This window comes from Gemella sp. 27098_8_149 (assembly GCF_041433745.1).
Classification (GTDB): domain Bacteria; phylum Bacillota; class Bacilli; order Staphylococcales; family Gemellaceae; genus Gemella.
The window spans coordinates 1-19482 of the sequence record NZ_JAPWCB010000006.1 but is presented as its reverse complement, the minus strand read 5'-3'; the positions used below and the strand labels follow the sequence as shown (position 1 = coordinate 19482).

Genomic DNA, 19482 nt, shown 5'->3' with positions numbered 1-19482 from the left:
AATTCCTCCTATAATGCTATTTCTTTCGAATCATATACAGGTCCATCGTAACAAACACGTGAGATAGAACCATCAATTTTTTCACAGACACATGCATAACATGCACCTACTCCACAAGCCATTCTCTCTTCTAAAGAAATATACCCCATTTTTTCTTCATCCATCTTAGTTAATGCTTTTAACATAGCAAATGGACCACAACTATAATACTTATCATAGTCAACTTCATAATTTTTTATAACATCAGTAACAAAACCTTTTTCTCCATAACTTCCATCAGCCGTAGCAACATAAGTTGTGCCAAGCTCTGCAAATTTTTCTTCATAAAACACATCTTTCACATTATTGAAACCTAATATATGTACTGTGTTTACCCCTTGTCTTCTAAATTGCTTTGCCAGTTCATATAACGGTGGAACTCCAATTCCTCCACCTACTAGCAATGCAGTTTGCCCTTTTTCTAGCGTATAAACATCATATCCTTTTCCTAATGGTCCTAATACGTCTACTAAATTACCTGCTTCTAATTCAGATATTTTCTTAGTACCTGCTCCATCTGCTCTGTAGACCATCACAAATGTATTTTTTTCTTTATTAATTTCACAAATTGAAATAGGTCTTCTTAATAAAAACTCATAGCTGTTACTTACTTTTATATTTACGAATTGTCCTGGTGTATTCATTTCTTTAACTACATCACCTTGCAATTCAATTCTAAATATTTTATCTGCTACTTGTTCATTACTGATTACTGTTGCTAAATAAGTATCCATCCAAATGCTCCTTTTTGTAAGAAGAAGGGAAAAATTTTCCCCTTCTTTTTTATTTTTTATTTTATAGTGGTAATATATCAAATGAGATTGATTCTAAAACTTTTAGTAGCGCATCTGCTGTATCTAATGATGTTAAACATACAACCTCTTGCTCACTCGCTACACGGCGAATCTTGAATCCGTCTTTTGTTACATCTTTATCTTTTGAAGTAGTATTTACTACTACATCAACATCTCCATTATATATAGCATCAAGTACACTGTAATCACTTTGATTAATTTTTCCTACTGGAGTCACTCTTAATCCGTGCTCATCTAAGTACTTGGCTGTTCCTTCTGTAGCTAATAGGTTGTATCCTAAACCGAAGAATCGTTTTGCTATATTTAATGCTTCTTCTTTATCATCGTCACTAATTGTGAATAAGATATTTCCTTGATCACTTACTTTGATTCCTGCTGCAAGAAGTCCTTTGTATAGTGATTTTTCTAGAGTTCTATCACTTCCCATTACTTCTCCAGTTGATTTCATCTCAGGTCCAAGAGTAGTATCTACATCTTTTAATTTTTGGAAACTAAACACCGGTACTTTAGTGTACACATTCTCTGCTTCTGGTAATAATCCTGTTTCATATCCTTTAGATTTTAAAGTTTCTCCAATGATAGCTCCAGCAGCAAGTTTTGCCATCGGTACTCCTGTAATTTTACTTAAGAATGGTACAGTTCTTGAGCTTCGTGGGTTAACTTCTAGTACGAATACTTCACCTTTACTTATTACATATTGAATATTTAATAATCCAACGATGTTTAATCCTTTTGCTAGTTTAATTGTATATTCTATTAACTTAGCTTTTTCACCTTCTGTTAGTGTTTGAGGTGGATATACTGCTATTGAGTCTCCTGAGTGAACCCCTGCTCTTTCGATATGTTCCATAATACCTGGAATAATTACTGTTTCCCCATCACTAATAGCATCTACTTCTATCTCACGTCCAACTAAGTATCTATCAGTTAGTACTGGGTGTTCTGGTGTAAGTTTTACCGCTGTTTTCATGTAACGACGTAGTTCCGCTTCTTCATAAACTATTTCCATAGCTCGTCCACCAAGTACGTATGATGGTCTTACTAATACAGGATATCCGATTTCCTCAGCATTTTTAACTGCTGTTTCTACATCAAATGCAGTTTTTCCAAGTGGTTGTGGAATATCCAGTTTATGTAATAATTCTTCAAATTTATCTCTATCTTCCGCATTATCGATTTCTTCTAATGCAGTACCTAGAATTTTCACACCGTGTTTTTCTAATTTAGCCGCTAGGTTAATCGCTGTTTGCCCACCGAATTGAACTACAACTCCTAGTGGATTTTCATGATTAATTATCGCCATTACATCTTCTTCTGTTAGTGGCTCGAAGTACAATTTATCAGAGATTGTAAAGTCTGTAGAAACTGTTTCTGGGTTGTTGTTAACGATGATTGCTTCATAACCAGCATCTTTAATCGCCATTACTGCATGTACTGTTGCATAGTCGAACTCTACCCCTTGTCCGATTCGGATAGGACCAGATCCTAGTACAACAATTTTTTTCTTATCGCTAACGATTGATTCTTCCTCTTGTTCATAACTTGAGTAGAAATAAGGCGTTTCTGAAACGAACTCAGCTGCACATGTATCTACCATTTTAAATACTGGAGTTATTTTATTTTCTTGACGAAGGTTATAGATATCATCTTCTGTCATTCCCCATCTATGAGCAATTACCTTATCAGAAAATCCATATTTTTTAGCATATTCTAGTAAATCTATATTTCCAACATTTTCTTTTAATTCATGTTCGATATCAATGATATTTTGCATTTTTTCTAGGAAGAACATATCAATTTTTGTAATATCGTGAATATCTTTTGTGCTTTGTCCACGTCTTAACGCTTCTCCGATGAAGAATAATCTTTCATCTCCAGCTTGTTTAATCTTGTCAATAATTTCTTCTAATGTGAAGTCATCTCCATTAGGTAATCCAAGGTGGTGCACTCCATATTCTAGTGAACGGATAGCTTTTAATAAACTTTCTTCATAAGTTCTACCCATCGCCATTACTTCACCAGTGGCTTTCATCTGCGTTCCTAGTTTTCTATCTGCATTTTCAAATTTATCAAATGGGAAACGTGGAATTTTACTTACTACATAGTCAAGCGTTGGTTCGAAACAAGCATATGAGTTTTGTGTAACTGGGTTTATTATTTCATCAAGAGTTAATCCTACAGCAATTTTCGCTGCGATTTTCGCGATTGGATATCCTGTTGCTTTTGATGCTAGAGCTGATGAACGTGATACCCTTGGATTAACCTCGATAATGTAGTATTTGAATGAATTTGGATCAAGTGCAAGTTGTACGTTACATCCACCTTCAATTTTTAATGCTCTAATAATTTTTAATGATACATTACGTAGCATGTGGTACTCTCTATCTGTTAATGTTTGAGAAGGTGCTACTACTACTGAGTCCCCCGTGTGAATCCCTACAGGATCAATGTTTTCCATGTTACATACAACAATCGCTGTGTCGTTAGAGTCACGCATTACTTCGTATTCGATCTCTTTAAATCCTGCGATAGATTTTTCTAATAAACATTGAGTAACTGGTGAATAGTGTAATCCACTGCTTACGATTTCTTCTAAATCTTTCTCATCATAACAGATACCTCCACCTGTTCCCCCCATCGTAAAGGCAGGACGAACAATTACTGGATATCCTATTTCAGCAACGAATTCTCTCGCTTCATCTAAAGTTGTAATAATTGCTGATTCTGGAACTGGTTCATTAAGTTCATTCATAAGGTCACGGAATAATTCTCTATCTTCTGCTTGTTCAATCGAGCTTAATTTTGTCCCTAGTAATTCAACTCCGTATTTATCTAAAATCCCACTTTTGTGAAGTTCAACCGCAAGGTTAAGCCCTACTTGTCCTCCTAATGTTGGAAGTAATGCATCCGGTCTTTCTTTTCGAATGATTTTACTTACAAACTCAAGTGTTAATGGCTCCATATACACTTTATCAGCTATTTCTTTGTCAGTCATTATTGTCGCTGGGTTAGAGTTAACTAAGATAACTTCATATCCTTCTTCTCTTAAAGATAGACATGCTTGAGTTCCAGCGTAGTCAAACTCTGCTGCTTGACCTATTGTAATTGGTCCAGATCCTATTACTAGTATTGTTTTTATATCATTACGTTTTGGCATTTTTATTCTCCTTAATTTTGCATTGATACTCTATTGTTTTTCAGGTTGTTTCCTATTTTTTTTCTTTAAATTCTCTCATGTAATCTATAAACTGATCGAATAAGTAGTTAGGATCATGTGGTCCTGGTGATGCTTCTGGGTGATATTGTACTGAAAATACTGGATATTTTTTATGACGTACCCCTTCACATGTTTTATCATTTACTGATAGGTGTGTAAGTTCTAAATCTGTATCTTTTAGTGAGTCTATATCAACACTGAAACCATGGTTTTGTGACGTAATATCAACTTTTCCAGTTATTAAGTTTTTAACTGGGTGGTTAGCTCCACGGTGACCAAATTTAAGTTTATATGTTTTCGCTCCCGATGCAAGTGCAATAAGTTGGTGTCCCATGCAAATTCCAAAGACTGGAATTTTCGGCATAACTTCTTTAAGCATCTCGATTGTCTCTGGTACATCTTCTGGATCCCCAGGTCCATTACTTAACATGATTCCATCTGGATTAAGTCTGAAGATTTCTGCAGCTGTTACATTGTGAGGAACTACAACGATATCACAATTACGTTCATTTAATTCTCTAAGTATTCCTGATTTCATTCCGAAGTCTACTAGTACTACTCTATATCCATTTCCTGAAGATAAGAAAGCTTTTTGAGTTGAAACTTGTTCAATTTGGTTCGTTGGTAAATCAGTTTTTCTAAGGTTTTCTAATTGCTCTTCTGGATCCATGCAAAGGTCAGTAATTATTCCTTTAATTGTACCGTGTTCTCTTATTTTTCTTGTTAAACTACGTGTATCAATTCCTGAAATTCCAGGTATGTTAAGTTCTTTTAATACTTCATCTAAACTGTATTCCGTTCTGAAGTTAGATGGTTTTTTACAAACTTCCCTAACGATAAGTCCTTTAATACTAGGATTAATTGTTTCAAAGTCATCTCTGTTGATTCCGTAGTTCCCGATTAATGGATAAGTGAATGTTACTATTTGTCCATTGTATGATGGATCAGAAAGTGTTTCTTGATAACCCGTCATACCTGTGTTAAATACAACCTCTCCTGCTAGTGCTTTATTAGCACCAAATCCATATCCTTTATATACTGTTCCATCTTCTAAAATTAGTTGTCTATCGTAACTGTACATCTTTGTTCTCTCTTTCTAAGTTTTTTATTTTTTAAACTTCAAATACTTCACTATCTTTGTATGCAACTTGACCTTCACATAGTGTTAATACTGGTATTCCATAAATTTCTTCTCCTACGTACGGTGTATTTCTACCTTTAGATAAGAATTTTTCTGGATCAATTTTCAGTGATTTTTCTAAGTCAATTACTACTAAATCTGCAAAACCACCCTCTTCTAAACGTCCATATGGTAGGTCAAAAGTATCTGCAACTTTTTCTGTCATTAGTTTAACTAGTAAGTCTAGTGAGAATACTCCAGTTTTTACAAACTTCGTATAAAGTTGACTGAATGCTGTCTCACTTCCAACAATTCCAAATGCAGCTTTTCTCATTGATAAATCTTTTTCGTGAGTTGCATGTGGTGCGTGGTCTGTCGCTATTACATCGATTGTTCCATCTAATAGACCTGCGATAAGAGCATTTCTATCTTCACGTGCTCTTAAAGGTGGATTCATCTTCCACATTCCGTTATCTTCTGGAATATCCATTTCATCACTTATTAGGTGGTGAGGACATACTTCACAAGTAACTTTAATTCCTGCCGCCTTCGCTTCTCTTACTACCCTAACTGATTCTTTAGTAGATACGTGACAAACGTGGTAGTGACACCCAGCTGCTTCAGCTAGAAGAACATCACGTGCAATCTGAACACTCTCACATACTGAAGGAATTCCTGGTAAGTCTAATTCACGACTTCTACGTCCACAGTGCATACATCCTCCACGGATTAATGAGTTATCTTCACAGTGAGCTACGATTGCTTTATTTAATTTAGCAGCAACCATCATTGATTCATACATCATATTCGCATCTTGTACTCCTCTACCATCATCACTGAAAGCAAACACATGTTCAGCTAATTCTTCAAAATCAGCATATTCTTTTCCTTCTTCTCCTTTTGTTATAGCTCCAAAAGGAATAGCTCTGATTACCGAATCACGTTCGATAATGTCTAATTGTAATTTTAAATTCTCATAGCAGTCTGGTACCGGATTTAAGTTCGGCATTGGCATTGCTGTAGTGAATCCACCACGTGCCGCTGCTCTTGAAGCGTGATAAATGTTTTCTTTGTATTCAAATCCTGGTTCTCTCCAGTGTACGTGAACATCTATAAATCCTGGTGAAACAAATTTCCCTTCTAAATCTAATACCTTAGCTCCATTTTCTTCGATGTTCTCAGAGATTTTCACGATTTTCTTATCTTCAACCAAAATATCTCTTTCTACTAATACGCCATTTTCTAAAATTTTACCGTTTTTTAAAAGTAACATATGCTTCTCCTCTTTATAAATTATTATCTTTAATTATTTTTTCTATCATAGCTTGTCTCATGAACATTCCGTTTTTCATCTGTTCAAAAATTACCGATTTAGGTGCTTCAACTAGTTCCGAAGCTATTTCCATATCTCTATTAACAGGTGCTGGATGCATCACTATTGCTGATTCTTTTAATCTTTCATAGCGTTCTTTAGTTAATCCAAAGTTATTATGATATTCATCTTTACTTAGTCCCATTTTAGAGTCATGTCTTTCATGTTGAACTCTTAGTAACATACAAACATCAACTTCTCCAACTACTTTATCGAAGTCTACTACTTCTCCAAGCGTCTCGTCTTTGAAAATGTCAGGACAAACAAATCTTACTCTTGCTCCTAATCTTGTAAGCATGTTGTAATTACTTCTTGCCACACGAGAATTTTTAATATCCCCTGCGATGATTACATTAAGATTTTCGAACGTTCCAAACTTCTCGTACATCGTCATTAAGTCAAGTAAACATTGACTTGGATGTTCTCCACTTCCATCTCCTCCACTTAAAATCGGAATATTCAAGTTAGTAAGTTCATTATAGTAAGCATCTTGCCCGTGTCTAATAACCAACATGTTACAACCTAACATTTCTAATGTTTTACAAGTATCGTATAATGTTTCACCTTTATTTACTGATGATGTTGCAGCCTCGAAGTTTATAACATTTAATCTATGTTTGTGCTCAGCAACCTCAAAACTATGTTTAGTTCTAGTTGAATTTTCAAAGAATAAGTTTGCTACATATAAGTCTTCTCTTGGCTCTACTTGTTTACCATTTTTCAACTCTAAAGCTCTTTCTATAAGCTGATAAACTTCTTCATTTGTTAAATCCGACATTTTTACTATATTTCTCATAGTAGTTCCTCCATTTTGTATAAAAAAATACCTTGTATCCGTTCGGCTACAAGGTATGACTGTTCATCAACTATTAAATTCAAGTTATTATCTGGGTATAGTTATACCTAAATATAGCTATACTCAAATAAAGTATAAACTTTAAATTCAATCCCTTGTTAGCCTCTCTGGACTATCTTAAAAAGATTTTATATTTAAATTAATAATATTTCTTCAACATCATCTACTTCATTTAAATGAACTTTTACATTTTCTTTTCTTGAAGTAGGAATATTTTTTCCAATATGATCTGCTCTAATTGGCAGTTCTCTATGTCCTCTATCTACAAGAATAGCAAGACGAATTGCTTTTGGACGACTCGCGTCCATTATAGCATCTATCGCTGCTCTTACAGTTCTTCCTGTATAAAGAACATCATCTACAATAATTACAACTTTATTTGTCAAATCAAGTTTAAAACGTGGAACTTTTATTTCAGGTTCTTCACTTATTTTTTCTAAATCATCACGATAGAATTTTATATCAAGTGTTTCTACTGGAATATTAGTATTTTCAATTTCTTTGATTTTTTGTTTCAATCTTTTGGCGATATGAATCCCTCTAGTTTGAATACCTACTAAAACTATATCATCTAATTTATTTTGTTCGATAATTTCATTCGCAATTCTAGTAATCATTCTAGAAATCATTGTTTCGTCGAAAAGAATTCGTTTTTTCATACTTCACCTCAAAAAAATAGCCTACTCTATTGAGCAGGACAGCATAAATAAACTTGGTTTTCCAATAAATAAATCTTTGCTGACCTCTCTGGATCACATTAAAGATGTGTTATTCAAATTATCAATATTATATACCATAATAAGAGATTTGTCAAATGTATAATGGATTATTGGAGCAATTAAATGTCTCCAATAATCCACTTTTCTTTTTACTCATCCTCTTCCTTTTCTTTCCATCTTGCGCTATCAACTGCAGCCGAGACAAAACCTAATATTAAGAATGCGGCTATAATAATTTTTATCATAATTTTTTCTCCTAAATATATTATTAACTTCTAATTTACTCAAATTTTAAAACTTCTTTGTTCATGATGTTTATAACCTTAGTTGCAACATTATCGATAAATTCCATATCATGACTGACCATAATTAGTATGCCGGGATATTTCTTTAATATCTTCTCTACCGCTTCTATCGCAACAACATCTAAAAAGTTAGTTATCTCATCTAACAACAATACATCTGTTTTTCTAAAAAGTAAACTTACGAAATAAAGTTTAACTTTCTCCCCTTTGCTTAAGACTTCTATCTTCTTATTAATATCATCGCCTCTAAAATTTAGTAAAGCTAGTATATTTCTAAGTTCTATATCATCTAGTGTAGTAGATTCTTTCACAAATTCAAACAATGTTTTTTCTTCCTCAAAGATATCAAATCTATTTTGTTCGAAATACGCTACTTGTAAGGAACTCGGAATGGACTCCTTCACATAATTTAGAAAAGTAGTTTTTCCAGAACCATTTTTTCCTTTAATTAGTATCTTATCTCCACTGGAAAAAGTAAAACCAGGTGATTGCCAAAGAAATTTCCCATCTATTTCATAGCTTTTTTCACTAATACAAAAACTCTTCTTATGGGTTTCTTTAAATATTTCTAGAAATTCAATATCATATTTATCTTTTAATGGCTTAGGTTTAATATTAGTTTCTAGTTTATCTTCTTGTCTTGATATTTTTTTCTGTAATCTCTTTTCGTTTTTTGAAATTTTATTTTTTACGCTTATAATTCTATAATCTGATCCACTCATGTTCTTTGGCTTTCCAGATTTTTTTCCCTGTTCCTCTTTCATCTCTTGAATGCTTTTCTTAATCTTCTTAGTTTCTTTATTGTACTTTTGCAGTTCAGCTTCATACTCAGTAGTCTCAATTTCTTCTTGTAGCTTATACTCGTGATAATTCCCATTGAATTCTCTCACAGTATTATTTTCGATTATCCATAACTTTGTACAAACATTATTTAAGAAATTTCTATCGTGACTTGCGATACAAAAAGTCGCTGGAGTTCTTTTTATAAGATTAGCTATTTTGTTAGCATTATTATAATCTAAGTAAGTTGATGGTTCGTCTAGTAAATATAGCTCCACATTAGATAATAAACTACCCCTAATTTTACTTACAACAACTTCTCCTCCACTTTTTTTAAGAAGAGAATTTTCTCCAAATTCTAAAAACTCTGATGAAATATTATTTTTGTCTTTAACTAAATCATCAATATATTTTAACAGCGTTGTCTTTCCTGAACCGTTTTTCCCTATTAAACCAATAATATCACCAGTATTTATACTCAATTTTTCTATTTTAAATAATATCTTCCCTTGTTTCTCAAACTCTATGTTTTTAATATTTAATATTTGCATACATTAACTCCTTTTTAATAAAATCTCTCTATTAATCTAATGTATCCATGCTCCCACCCCCGAATTGAGTTTTACTAGTTTCTATTTTACTCATATTATATCAAAAACAAAAAACAATTGAAAACATTTTCTTTAACAATTCTCTATTTATTAAAATATTTGTGCTATAATTGTATTTATAATTAATAAAAGTAATCTGGAGGTTTTTATGATTGAAAAAATTATACAAGATGAACTTGAAAAATTTTATCCAGAAATGATTGAACTTCGTCGCTATATGCATATGCATCCTGAAGTTTCATTTAACGAAAAAAATACAGCGAGATTCATTAAAGAATATTTAGAAAAAATTGGTATTACTAATATTAAAACAAAAGTCGGCTTAAATGGTGTAGTTGCAAGAATAAAAGGACAAGATTCTTCAAAGACAATCGCTTTTCGAGCAGACTTCGATGCCCTACCTATAAATGATGCAAAAGATACACCATACAAGTCTACAATCACTAATGCAATGCACGCTTGTGGTCATGATGGACATACAACTGCATTACTTGCAACGTGTAAAGTTTTAATGGATTATCAAGAAGATCTTCCACACGATGTTGTTGCAGTTTTCCAATACGGTGAAGAACAAGCTCCAGGTGGAGCAAAACCTATGATAGATGCTGGTTGCTTACAAGGTGTTGATGCAATATTTGGAGCTCATCTTTGGACACCACTTCCACTCGGAACATTAGGATATAGTTATAGTGAGCTGTGTGCGGCTGCGGATAGATTTGAAGTGAAAATCAACACTAAAGAAAATGCAAACATTCTTGCTGCAGAATTTGTTAGTATGGCTCAACAAATAGTTTCACGATTTTCTAAACCAAGGGAAACACTTGTCATCACCTTAGGAAAATTAGAAAGTTCTATTGAAAAAGCTAGTATAACTGGAACAATTAGACATTTTAATAAAGAACTTCATAAAATGGTGCTAACTAAACTTCAAAGCTTATGCAAAGCTTTAGAAAATGAATATCCTAGTACTGAAATAGAATTCATTTATTACGGAGGTTATCCACCTCTTATAAATCATAAAAAAGGAACAATAGAAATACAGAAAGCAACTTCTAAGATTCTTCCAGAAATTAAACAAATAGAAATTGAACCGTTAATGATTGGTGAAGATTTTGCTTATTACGTTGAAGAAGTCCCTGGTGCATTCTTCTTAATCGGTGCTGGTAATTCTACCTTTGCTAAATATCCACACCACCATCCAAATTTTGATTTTGAAGAAGAGGTTATGAAACAAACAGCTTCAATATTCTTAACACTAGCATTTGATTCTGCTAATGTAATAAAAAATCTTAAGGAGGAACAATAGATATGAATACATATTTAGTTACTATCTACGGTAAAGGCGGACATGGGGCTGAACCTCATGAAGCCATCGATACAACAGTTATTGCTAGTGAATTTGTTAGAAAAACTACAAAATATAAAAACATAGAGATAATCTCTGTAAAAAGTGGTGATGCCTTCAACGTAATCTCAGGTAAGGCAGAAATAGTTTTAGAAACTGATGATTTAGAACGATTAAAAACAATACTATCTTCACTTCAGGTATATTATGGTAAGCAAACTAGATTTGAAATAATAGATATGTAAAAAGAGAACTATACAGAGTTCTCTTTTTACATATTATTCAGCTTTTTTTCTTAGTCTTAATGCAACTGCTGCACTAATTAATCCTATTATTGCAGTTGACTGTGATGATGTTCCTGTATTAGGTAATGTTTTAGTTTCTTTTTCAATCACTTGTTTTTCTTTTGAATCTAATAATACTGGTGCTTTCACATTTTCTTTATCATTAGATTTGAAAATTTCCAGCTTTTCTCTTGGTGGTATGTTCTCTTTATGTGCACTTTCTTTAGGCACTTTATTACCTACCTCAGTCGGTAAAATATATGTTGGTTTTTCTGGTTGAACTAATGGTTCAACTTTTCCACTCTCAATAGGTTCAGATTTTGCTACATTCTCTAATTCTTTTAATAAGATTTCCCTAACATTAACTTTGCCTTTTTCAATCTCATCTTTAATAATTTCTTCTATCTTACTTCTATCTACTTCATACTTAGTAACTTTATTATCTATATTAAAATATGCTTTCTTAGTTGCTTTTAATTTCTCAGAAGTACTAGTAATAACTTCAAAATTAAGTTTATCAGTTTCTTTAAAGTCTTTTCTGTTAAGTTCAATTAACCACTCAAATACGGCTTTACCTTGTTTAGATATTACATCTATTGTTTGAATCGAAGTTGGAGCAATAACCTTACCTTGATTCAATAATTTTAACTCTGTCTGAATTTTTGTTAAATCACTTTCATTAGGATTAAGTACTGTTTCAGTAAGTTTATAAACCAATTTTTCTGGTGTCTTAGCTACTAATTTATGTCCTAATTCAAAATCAAATTTTTTAATTACATCTTTTGCTACATTCTCGAACACTTTTTCTAATTCATCTATCTTATCAGAAGTATAAACTTTTTTTGTAGCCAGTTTCTCTAGTAAACGTTTGGCGAATTCCTCATCTTTTTTAGCGTCTTCTGCAAAATTTAGGAAACCTATTGGATATATATCATATTTACCTTTGAAACTTTCTTTCAAATGCACTGCTGCATTAGCGTATCGTGCTGATTCTCCATACTCTTTTTCACTAAATAATTTATCATCACTTTCTTCTTTACCACCTACTGGAATTCCATCTGTCATGAAAATTATTGATTTATTTGGTGCATTAGTAATAAAACTCTCATTAGCTTTTTCTAACGCATCATAGAAATTAGTACCAATAAATGGAATTAAGCTATCAATCCCCTCAAATAACTTTTGTTTATCATTAGTTGATTCTACAACAAGACCCGCACCACCTGAAAAAGCAACAAGATTAATCTTTGTATTTGAATTCTTCAGTATACTCTCTACAGTTTTCTTAGCCATCTCTTTTACTTGATCTAAGACATTAATCATACTTAAAGAAACATCAATAACTAGACTCACTTCATTTTTAACTTCTGTATCTGTAATATCAGTCTTGTTTTTTTCTGTTAAATCTTTTAAATCTTGTACTATATATATTCCGTCTTTTTCAGTAATTTTATTAGTATCACCTTTTCTCTTAATATCAAAAGTAGTTGTTACATAATCATCTCCATCATTTTTCTTGAAAATTGCACCTAATGTATATCTACCTTCATGTAATTTATCAAGATATTCTGGTTTAAGATTCACTATTGTACTTCCCTTACTTAGACTATAATTTGACGAATCTAATGGTACTCCATTAACTTGAGCCTCTTTGAAATTACCCAGTTCTTTTTCAATCTCAAAAAGCAGACCTTCCTTAGAACCATGCTCCCAAGCTTTAATTGGTTTCTTAGAAAATACTCTATCATTTTCTTTTTCTAACTCAGATTTTTCTTTCTCATCAGTTATTAAATCCCTATTATTATTTTGAGCTTCAATTCTTGATTTATTAACCATGTCAAACATGTAATTAAATCCTTGGTCAATTGCAACAATAGCACTCTTAGCTAAACTAGTAGTTATATCTGCGTATGCGTTAAGTGCGGGACCTGTTAACCCAGAAACTGCTGAACTTTCTTCTGCTTTTTCTACAATTTTATCCAGAGTCTTTTTATTTTCATCTAATCCCTTAAAATAATCTCGATAATATTTGTTTTTATTTATTTCTTCTTCACTCCATATTATCTTTCTTTCCGAATCACCTTTCAATGGATCTAATTTAGATAACGCTTCAATCGCTCCATCCTTGAATGCATCTGTATAGTTTTCTATAAGAGCTTCTACTGTATTATCTCCAACTTCTGTAAGATTTGATGATGCACTTTTTTTCAATATCTTCTTTTTTTCAGAAAATGCTTTTTTTAATCCTTTATCTAAAGATTTATCTTGAATTTTCCCTAACGATTCATCTATTGTTCCACCCACAAATTTATTTGACACATCTATAGCTGTTTTTGTTAAAACATCACCATTTACACCACCTGTATTAACACTCTCTTTAAGTTTATCGGCTCCTGCATTTATCAGAACCCCCGTAGTAGCCTTAATTCCACCAACCAATACTCCACCAGGAGCATTTTTTAAATCTTTTACAACATTCTCTTTATTTAGTTCATTGTTTTTCTGTTTATCAATTAATCTATCCTTTATTTTATTACCTGATTCTTTTAATCCTTCTATATTTGCTTCTCCAACTTTTTCTAAAATACTTTTTTCAGAATCTGGTTTTTCTTCTTTTTCAACTATCCCTAATTTATCTTTGGCATAATCTGTCGCTACCTCCTTAGCCTTATCTACAGCAATCTCTTTTACAGCTGTAGCAACTGGATTTGCATCGACAGCCTTGACTTCACTACTATCTCCAGCTCCTGCAACTGCAAATAATGCTGTGAAAAGTAATACTGACACTGCTCCTTTTTTATGCTTTCTTATAGAATAATATTGTTTTTTCTCCATATATTTTCTCCTAATAGTAATAATAATATTTTTTAAGATTATTATATAATAAAAGAAAGTATTCATTTAGAAAGATTACAAAATTGTATTATTTTATACTAATATCATTAAATATTTCCCCAAATGTTACATATTTGGTAACTAAAATTCTGCAGTAACTAAAAAAACAACTCTTTTCAGAGTTGTCTTTCTAGTATTTCCTTCACCCTTATTTGCAATTCCGGTACTACTTCTTCGATAAACCATGGATTTTTGTTATGCCAACGGAAATTTAATGGCGAAGGATGAACAATTGGAAAATAACGTGGTAAATATTGTTTGTAATTAAATACAGTTTCTGTTAGATTCTGTTTTTTATCATTTCCCAAGTAATAATCTTGTGCATATTTTCCTACAAGAATAATAAGTTCGAGATTAGGCATTAGTTCTAACACTTTAGAATGCCATTTTTTTGCAAAGTTTTTACGTGGTGGCAAATCCCCACTTTTACCTTTACCAGGATAATAGAAGTCCATTGGAACTACACCTATTAAACCCGATTTATAAAATATTTCATCATCTATTCCCATCCACTCTCGAAGTTTAATCCCACTTTTATCATTGAAGAAGATTTTACTTTCTTGAGCTTTAATACCAGGAGCTTGACCTATGATTAATATTCTAGCTGTGCTTGGCGTAGAAAATAACGGTTCTATTCCTTCATCAGTATATTTCTTATTATCACTATCTGCCATTATTTCTTGTTTCAATTGTTCAAAACTATCCATATTTTTCACCTAGAAATTATTTTCTAATTAATTCAACTACCGCTTCAACTGCTGCCGTTCCTGGGAACATGTCTACTGGTTGAATACGTCTAATTTTATATTTTCTTGTTAAAACTTTTAAGTCACGTGCTAATGTAGATGGATTACAACTTACATAAACAATCTTCTTAGCATCAACAGCTAATAAATTCTTAGCTAATGGTCCAAGACCTACACGAGGTGGATCCACTATTGCAACATCAAAGTCGATTCCTTTTTTCTTCCAACGTGGAACTATTTTATTAGCATCTCCTGCAACATAAGTACAGTTTGTTAAGTTATTTAATTTAACATTATCATTCGCGTCTTTAATTGCAGCGGGAATAATATCAACACCATAAACCTCTTTACAATTACGGCTAACATATTGTCCAATTGTTCCAACTCCACAAAATGCATCTAAGACAACATCTGTTTCTTTTAGTGCAGCGAATTCTACTACTTTATCATAAAGTTTTTTAGTTGCTGGCGGGTTTAATTGGAAGAACGATTTAGCTGAAAGTTCGTACTTAATATCCCCAATTTTCTCAACGATATAATCTGAACCATATAATGTAACACTTTCTGTTCCCATTACCAGGTGATCTTTATCATTAGTGATATTTAGTATGATACTTTTAACGATTCTTTCACGTTTAAGTTCATTAACGACCTTATCCATGTTTTTAATTTTATCAGTATTCGCTACAAATGTTACTTGAACATCTCCATTATAGAATGAAGTTCTTGTAGCAATATACTTCACACCATAATTCTTTTTGTTTGTAGAAATTTCTACTTTATATTTTCCTAATAACTTCTTAGCTAAGTTTGTTATTTTATTACCATTCTCATGTAATGCAAGATCTTCATTGATTTCAACTAAATCATTTGAACCTTCTTTGTATAATCCAGCAATAACTCGTCCATTTCTAACAGCTAGTGGAAATTGGTTTTTATTACGATACCCTTCTGTTACAGGACTCGCTAATGTTTTTAGAACTAATTTATCAGGTTTTGGTAGTCTATAATACTTATCGAATGCATCTAATAAAATTGTACGTTTATATTCTAATTGTTTTTCATAGCTAACATGAGCTAACCCGTATGCTCCACTTTCTGCATACTCGCGTTTAATTTCAACTCTATATGGGCTTGGTTCTTTTACTTTAACAAGTTTCCCAATAATGTATTTTGGTGTTTCCTCAACTATTTCACAAACAATCACCTCATCAGGTAAAGCACCTTTTACAAAAGTAATTTTCTTTTTATAATATCCTATCCCCTCACCATTAATACCAATTTTTTTTATTGTAAGTAAGACGTTTAATCTTTTTTTGTTTTTATTTTTCATCATATCCTCATTCATAAAGATAAGCTGAGTAAAAGCAAAAAACTCCCACTTCAGCTTATCCAATCCTACTATTATTTTATAGTTTTAATTTCGTTATCTAATTCTTCTACTAATGCAATTAATCTGTCAATTTGAGTTAAATCAACTTTTTCAGGTTCAATATTTTCTAACTCGCTTGCAAAATCTTCAAATTTTGTTTTTAATTCTTCTAAAATATTATTAGGCATAACATTCTCCTTTTTTGTTCTCTATTCCATTATAATATAAATTCATAAAAATTCAACTCATAACACAAAAATTAATTAATTATTTTATGCTTTTAGAGTTTAATATATGACCAAAAATAATCTATTTTTATATTTTAGTGTTAATTAAATTCTAAACATTTCAGAAAGACTACTGATTATGTAAATGTTATTAATAGACATTTATTATGTTTTAAGGTACTATTAAGTTAGGAGTGTTATATTATGAATCATATAAATTTACAATTATCAAATATTAATATTACTAGTATTTTTTATTATATTACTTCTATTTTTAATGATATAAATTTTGATATCGTGTTAACAATTTTCTTAATTATTAATACTTTATTGGCATTTTCAATAGTTTTTCTAGAGTATCAAACTACTACATCATCTTGGGCATGGATATTAGTATTATTCTTAATACCTTACCTAGGTTTTATCCTTTATTTAATATTTGGACGACCTATATATAGAGAAAAAATCTTTCCATGTTCAGATGAAGAAAAAATTAGATATCAACAAAACTTATTAAAAAGAACTGTTCCATATGAAATTACCAAAAACGAACAAGTAATTTATAAACACAAGAATCTTATAGAATTAAATTTTGAAACTGATAAATCATTCTTGTCTAAAAAAAATAAGATACAGATTATTACAGATGGAAAAGAAAAATTCAGATTACTTTTTGAAGATATAAAAAACGCCAAAAACTACATACATATTCAATATTATATTTTAAAGAAGGATGGTATTGGAAAACAGCTCTTCAGTCTTTTAGAACAAAAACTTTTAGAAGGTGTCGACGTGTACATTCTTTATGATGATATTGGTTCAAGAAAATTAAGTATTTCATCGTTAAGACAATTAACAAAAAACAACGCTAAAATAAAAAGATTCTTCAAATCTAAATTTCCACTTATCAATTTCCGTATGAATTACAGAAACCACCGAAAAATAGTTACAATCGATGGGAATATCGGTTATACGGGTGGATTCAATGTTGGTGATGAATACCTAGGATTAGATAAGAAATTTGGTTATTGGAGAGATACTCACCTTAGAATCGAAGGAGAAGCGGTAGGTTCTTTAGAATATCGTTTCATAGATGATTGGAATTCACAGACAACAAAAAAAACTGATCAACTTAAATTAACGGCTGAACACGTTGCTAAAGCAGTAGATAATTATCTACCTATTCAGTTAGTTTCTAGTGGTCCTGATAACAAGCTTCAAAAAATTAAATATAGTTATCTATATATGATTTCAAGAGCTAAGAAATATATCTACATCCAATCACCCTACTTCATTCCTGATGAAAGTGTTATGGATGCATTAAAGATGGCTATATTATCTGGAATTGATGTAAGAATAATGGTACCTAATAAACCTGATCACATTTTCGTTTATTGGGCTACATACTCATTTATTGGTGAGCTTGCAGAATTAGGTGCGAAAACTTATATCTACGAAAATGGATTTATCCATACTAAAATGATTATTATTGATGATGAAATATCTAGTTTAGGTAGTGCAAACTTTGATTATAGAAGTTTCAAACTTAATTTTGAACTAAATGCATTTATGTTTGATGATAAGACCACAAAAGAGTTTAGAGACATATTCTTAAATGATATAGAAAAATCTACCCTGATTTCATTTTCTAAGTATCAACAAAGAAGTTTACTAATAAAATTCAAAGAAGCGTTTGCAAGACTGATATCACCGATTCTTTAGTTGTTTTATATTAAAAAATATGATATATTAATACATATGTATAATACATAGGAGGACAAATTTTAATGAAGAAGTTTAAAAAAGCTATTTTACCTATAGCATTAAGTATTTCTGTTATAGGATTAGCAGGATGCTCTGCTGGAGGAACAAAATATATCTCTAGTAAAGCAGGAGATGTTACAGAAAAAGATATCGTAGAAAGTATTGGTGCTAGCCAACTTTCTAAAACAGCTACTAGTATGATGATTCAAAAAGTACTTTTAGACAAATACAAAAATAAAATTGATCAAAAATCAATCGATGAGCAACTTCAAAAAGCTCAAGAACAATACGGTGGTAAAGATAAATTCGAACAACTTTTAAAACAACAAGGATTTACACTTGATAAATATAAAGATGGATTAAAAGTTAAAGCTGCTCAAACATTATTAATCAACGATTACGCTGGTACAAATGATGATAAACTTAAAGAAAGCTATGAAAAAAATAAACACCAATATCACCTAGCACACATTCTTGTAAGTGTTAAAAGTGAATCAAATCCAAACGGATTAAGTGATGAAGAAGCTAAGAAAAAAGCAGAAGACGTTCTTAAAAAGCTTAAAGATGGTGGAGATTTCGCAACTTTAGCTAAAGAAAACTCAAATGATACTGCAAATGCTTCAAACGGTGGAGATTTAGGTTGGTCTTCTAAAGAAGATAACTCATTTGTTAAAGAATTCAAAGATGCTGCTTATTCATTAAGTAAAGATAAAACTTCTGATGTTGTAAAAACTTCATTTGGATACCACATCATTAAAGTATTAGATGAAAAAGATTCATCATTCGAAGAATTAAAACCAGCATTAGCTGAAAAAGCTGCTGAAGAAGCAGTTAAGAAAGATAGCACAATCGTAAGTAAAGCTCTTAAAAAATTATTTGAAGAGTACAATGTAAAATCAAGCAACAGTGATGTTGAAGCATATATTAAATCTATGCTAGAAGGTACTGCTGCAGCTCAATAATAATAACAATACAAAGATGACTATAAGAACTCGTACTTATAGTCATCTTTTTT

At 31.5% G+C, this 19482-nt stretch carries 15 protein-coding genes; 4 read left to right on the top strand and 11 right to left on the bottom strand.

The window, feature by feature from the left end; all coding sequences use genetic code 11:
- Positions 1-8 precede the first annotated feature (8 nt).
- From O3801_RS04075 to O3801_RS04045, 7 genes are all read right to left on the bottom strand, one after another.
- The gene (locus O3801_RS04075) at positions 9-773 is read right to left on the bottom strand and encodes a dihydroorotate dehydrogenase electron transfer subunit (protein ID WP_371454145.1); all 765 of its coding nucleotides are present in this window, start codon (positions 771-773) and stop codon (positions 9-11) included.
- Between the two features lie 61 nt (positions 774-834).
- On the bottom strand, positions 835-4011 hold the full coding sequence (gene carB, locus O3801_RS04070) for a carbamoyl-phosphate synthase large subunit (protein WP_371454144.1): 3177 nt from the start codon (positions 4009-4011) through the stop codon (positions 835-837).
- A gap of 52 nt (positions 4012-4063) precedes the next feature.
- Complete coding sequence (gene carA / locus O3801_RS04065) at positions 4064-5152, bottom strand: glutamine-hydrolyzing carbamoyl-phosphate synthase small subunit (protein WP_371454143.1); 1089 nt, start codon at positions 5150-5152, stop codon at positions 4064-4066.
- 31 nt (positions 5153-5183) lie between these two features.
- Positions 5184-6464, bottom strand: a complete 1281-nt coding sequence (locus O3801_RS04060) for a dihydroorotase (protein ID WP_314407515.1) — start codon at positions 6462-6464, stop codon at positions 5184-5186.
- 13 nt (positions 6465-6477) lie between these two features.
- On the bottom strand, positions 6478-7359 hold the full coding sequence (locus O3801_RS04055; protein ID WP_371454142.1) for an aspartate carbamoyltransferase catalytic subunit: 882 nt from the start codon (positions 7357-7359) through the stop codon (positions 6478-6480).
- Between the two features lie 194 nt (positions 7360-7553).
- Positions 7554-8078 (bottom strand): bifunctional pyr operon transcriptional regulator/uracil phosphoribosyltransferase PyrR, encoded by a 525-nt coding sequence (gene pyrR, locus O3801_RS04050; RefSeq protein ID WP_314407519.1) that lies wholly within the window; start codon positions 8076-8078, stop codon positions 7554-7556.
- A gap of 340 nt (positions 8079-8418) precedes the next feature.
- The gene (locus O3801_RS04045) at positions 8419-9774 is read right to left on the bottom strand and encodes an ATP-binding cassette domain-containing protein (protein ID WP_371454141.1); all 1356 of its coding nucleotides are present in this window, start codon (positions 9772-9774) and stop codon (positions 8419-8421) included.
- A gap of 208 nt (positions 9775-9982) precedes the next feature.
- Between O3801_RS04045 and O3801_RS04040 the strand changes: the two genes are divergently transcribed.
- Together O3801_RS04040 and O3801_RS04035 are read left to right on the top strand one after the other, a co-directional pair.
- Positions 9983-11140 carry a M20 metallopeptidase family protein gene (locus O3801_RS04040; protein WP_371454140.1) on the top strand — a complete coding sequence of 386 codons (1158 nt, stop codon included), beginning with the start codon at positions 9983-9985 and terminating at the stop codon, positions 11138-11140.
- Positions 11141-11142: 2 nt separating this feature from the next.
- On the top strand, positions 11143-11424 hold the full coding sequence (locus O3801_RS04035) for a peptidase dimerization domain-containing protein (RefSeq protein ID WP_371454138.1): 282 nt from the start codon (positions 11143-11145) through the stop codon (positions 11422-11424).
- 33 nt (positions 11425-11457) lie between these two features.
- On the opposite strand, the gene O3801_RS04030 is transcribed toward O3801_RS04035, so the two are convergent.
- The 4 genes from O3801_RS04030 to O3801_RS04015 form a co-directional block, all read right to left on the bottom strand.
- Positions 11458-14298: a VWA domain-containing protein gene (locus O3801_RS04030; protein WP_371454136.1), complete on the bottom strand. Its 2841-nt coding sequence runs from the start codon at positions 14296-14298 to the stop codon at positions 11458-11460.
- A gap of 176 nt (positions 14299-14474) precedes the next feature.
- Positions 14475-15065, bottom strand: a complete 591-nt coding sequence (locus O3801_RS04025) for a uracil-DNA glycosylase family protein (protein ID WP_371454135.1) — start codon at positions 15063-15065, stop codon at positions 14475-14477.
- A 16-nt stretch (positions 15066-15081) separates the two neighbouring features.
- On the bottom strand, positions 15082-16437 hold the full coding sequence (gene rlmD, locus O3801_RS04020; protein WP_371454134.1) for a 23S rRNA (uracil(1939)-C(5))-methyltransferase RlmD: 1356 nt from the start codon (positions 16435-16437) through the stop codon (positions 15082-15084).
- 71 nt (positions 16438-16508) lie between these two features.
- Positions 16509-16664, bottom strand: coding sequence for an SE1561 family protein (locus O3801_RS04015; RefSeq protein WP_003144715.1), 156 nt, complete (start codon positions 16662-16664; stop codon positions 16509-16511).
- Between the two features lie 243 nt (positions 16665-16907).
- Here O3801_RS04015 and cls point away from each other — a divergent pair, with 243 nt between their 5' ends.
- Positions 16908-18425: a cardiolipin synthase gene (gene cls, locus O3801_RS04010; RefSeq protein WP_371454133.1), complete on the top strand. Its 1518-nt coding sequence runs from the start codon at positions 16908-16910 to the stop codon at positions 18423-18425.
- A 65-nt stretch (positions 18426-18490) separates the two neighbouring features.
- Positions 18491-19429: a foldase protein PrsA gene (locus O3801_RS04005; RefSeq protein ID WP_371454132.1), complete on the top strand. Its 939-nt coding sequence runs from the start codon at positions 18491-18493 to the stop codon at positions 19427-19429.
- Positions 19430-19482: the final 53 nt, after the last annotated feature.

What these genes read in the sequence shown, in the direction of transcription:
- cls (WP_371454133.1), top strand. Translation starts at nt 16,908, where the DNA reads ATGAATCATATAAATTTACAATTATCAAATATTAATATTACTAGTATT.
- O3801_RS04055 (WP_371454142.1), bottom strand. Translation starts at nt 7,359, where the DNA reads ATGAGAAATATAGTAAAAATGTCGGATTTAACAAATGAAGAAGTTTAT.
- carB (WP_371454144.1), bottom strand. Translation starts at nt 4,011, where the DNA reads ATGCCAAAACGTAATGATATAAAAACAATACTAGTAATAGGATCTGGA.
- carA (WP_371454143.1), bottom strand. Translation starts at nt 5,152, where the DNA reads ATGTACAGTTACGATAGACAACTAATTTTAGAAGATGGAACAGTATAT.
- O3801_RS04075 (WP_371454145.1), bottom strand. Translation starts at nt 773, where the DNA reads ATGGATACTTATTTAGCAACAGTAATCAGTAATGAACAAGTAGCAGAT.
- O3801_RS04045 (WP_371454141.1), bottom strand. Translation starts at nt 9,774, where the DNA reads ATGCAAATATTAAATATTAAAAACATAGAGTTTGAGAAACAAGGGAAG.
- O3801_RS04060 (WP_314407515.1), bottom strand. Translation starts at nt 6,464, where the DNA reads ATGTTACTTTTAAAAAACGGTAAAATTTTAGAAAATGGCGTATTAGTA.
- O3801_RS04025 (WP_371454135.1), bottom strand. Translation starts at nt 15,065, where the DNA reads ATGGATAGTTTTGAACAATTGAAACAAGAAATAATGGCAGATAGTGAT.
- rlmD (WP_371454134.1), bottom strand. Translation starts at nt 16,437, where the DNA reads ATGAAAAATAAAAACAAAAAAAGATTAAACGTCTTACTTACAATAAAA.
- O3801_RS04035 (WP_371454138.1), top strand. Translation starts at nt 11,143, where the DNA reads ATGAATACATATTTAGTTACTATCTACGGTAAAGGCGGACATGGGGCT.
- O3801_RS04030 (WP_371454136.1), bottom strand. Translation starts at nt 14,298, where the DNA reads ATGGAGAAAAAACAATATTATTCTATAAGAAAGCATAAAAAAGGAGCA.
- pyrR (WP_314407519.1), bottom strand. Translation starts at nt 8,078, where the DNA reads ATGAAAAAACGAATTCTTTTCGACGAAACAATGATTTCTAGAATGATT.
- O3801_RS04015 (WP_003144715.1), bottom strand. Translation starts at nt 16,664, where the DNA reads ATGCCTAATAATATTTTAGAAGAATTAAAAACAAAATTTGAAGATTTT.
- O3801_RS04005 (WP_371454132.1), top strand. Translation starts at nt 18,491, where the DNA reads ATGAAGAAGTTTAAAAAAGCTATTTTACCTATAGCATTAAGTATTTCT.
- O3801_RS04040 (WP_371454140.1), top strand. Translation starts at nt 9,983, where the DNA reads ATGATTGAAAAAATTATACAAGATGAACTTGAAAAATTTTATCCAGAA.